This window comes from Kitasatospora sp. NPDC022856 (assembly GCF_055561235.1).
The window spans coordinates 1-1,477 of record NZ_JBVHHE010000132.1 but is presented as its reverse complement, the minus strand read 5'-3'; the positions used below and the strand labels follow the sequence as shown (position 1 = coordinate 1,477).

Below are 1,477 nucleotides of genomic sequence, written 5' to 3'. Positions count from 1 at the left end.
GTGGGTGCCGGGGGTGTGGATGGTGATGCGGGGGCGGTGGTGGTGCATGGGGGTCCTCGGGGTCAGCGCAGGGTGGTGCCGGCGGGGGTGTCGAGGAGGGTGAGGTCGGTGCGGGTGGGCAGGCCTTCCCAGTCGCCGCGGGTGGTGACGGCGAAGGCGGCGGTGGCGGTGGCGCGGTGCAGGCGCTGTTCGGCGGTGAGGGTGTCGAGTGTCGCGGAGAGGTAGCCGGCGACGAAGGCGTCGCCGGCGCCGATGACGTCGATCACGGGCACGGACCGGGCGGGGGCGTGGTGGGTGGCGTGGGTGGTGGTGAGGGTGGCGCCGTCGCCGCCGCGGGTGATGACGACGTCGCGGGTGCCCTGGGCGAGGAGGGCGGTGACGGTGTTCGCCTCGTCGTGGGTGGGGTCGGGGGCGAGGAGGTGGAGTTCGTCGGCGGAGGCGATGAGGATGTCGGCGGTCCGGGCCAGCGGCCGGAGGACTTCGCGGGCCTGCTGGTGGGTCCAGAGGCGGGCGCGGTGGTTGACGTCGAGGCTGACGGTGATGCCGAGCGCGCGGGCCCGGGCGGCGGCGGTGAGGACGGCCTGGGCGGCGGTGGGGCTGAGGGCGGGGGTGATGCCGGTGAGGTGGAGGATGCGGGTGCTGGGGTGCAGGGCGGTGAGGATGTCGTCGGGGTGGAGGGCGGATCCGGCGGAGCGGTCGCGGTAGTAGTGGACGGTGGCGAGGTCGCCGATGCCGTCCTCGCGCACGAGCAGGCCGGTGGGGCGGCCCTGGGTGTCGGTGTGGGCGTGGGTGGTGTCGACGCCTTCGGCGCGCAGGGTGCGCAGGACGAGTGCGCCGAAGGGGTCGTCGCCGACCCGGCCGACCCAGCGGGCGCGGTGGCCCAGGCGGGCCAGGCCGATGGCGACGTTGGCCTCGGCGCCGGCGACGGACAGTTCCATGGGCGGGGCGAGTTTGATCGGGCCGGTGGCGCGAAGTGCGGCCATGGCCTCCCCGACGGTCACGACCTCGGGGGTGGCGGGGGTGGTGGTCATGCGGTCACCGCCGGGGTGAGGGCGGTGCGCCATTGTGCGGCGCGGGCGCGCAGGGCGGCCTGGTCGCCGCCGTCGGCGGCGTCGCCGATCAGTGGCGTCCCGACTCCGACGGCCACGGCCCCGGCGGTGAGGTAGGCGAGGGCGGCGGTGGCGTCGATGCCGCCGACGGGCACGAACGGCACCTGCGGGAACGGGGCGCGTAGCGCGTTCAGGTAGGCGGGGCCGCCGATCAGGGCGGGGAAGAGTTTGACGGCGAGGGCGCCGTGACCGGTGGCCGCCATGACCTCGCCGGGCGTCAGGGCGCCCATCAGTACCGGCAGTTCGCCGGCGCCGCGGGGCAGGCCGGGGACGAGGCCGGGGGTGACGAGGAAGGCGGCGCCCGCGTCGGCGGCCCGGGCGGCGTCGTCGACGCTCAGGACCGTCCCGGCACCCAGCAGCGCGTCGGG

2 protein-coding genes are annotated in these 1,477 nt (G+C 76.4%); both read right to left on the bottom strand.

Annotation, left to right across the window (positions count from 1 at the left end; all coding sequences use genetic code 11):
- Positions 1–62: 62 nt before the first annotated feature.
- A complete protein-coding gene (locus ACZ34W_RS38655; protein WP_465611183.1) occupies positions 63–1,031 on the bottom strand; it encodes a sugar kinase in 969 nt (322 codons plus the stop codon).
- A partial coding sequence (locus ACZ34W_RS38650) for a bifunctional 4-hydroxy-2-oxoglutarate aldolase/2-dehydro-3-deoxy-phosphogluconate aldolase (RefSeq protein ID WP_465611181.1) occupies positions 1,028–1,477 on the bottom strand: 450 nt, incomplete at its 5' end. The genes ACZ34W_RS38655 and ACZ34W_RS38650, both read right to left, overlap by 4 nt.

Coding starts and splice junctions, on each gene's coding strand:
- ACZ34W_RS38655 (WP_465611183.1), bottom strand. CDS start 1,031: ATGACCACCACCCCCGCCACCCCCGAGGTCGTGACCGTCGGGGAGGCC.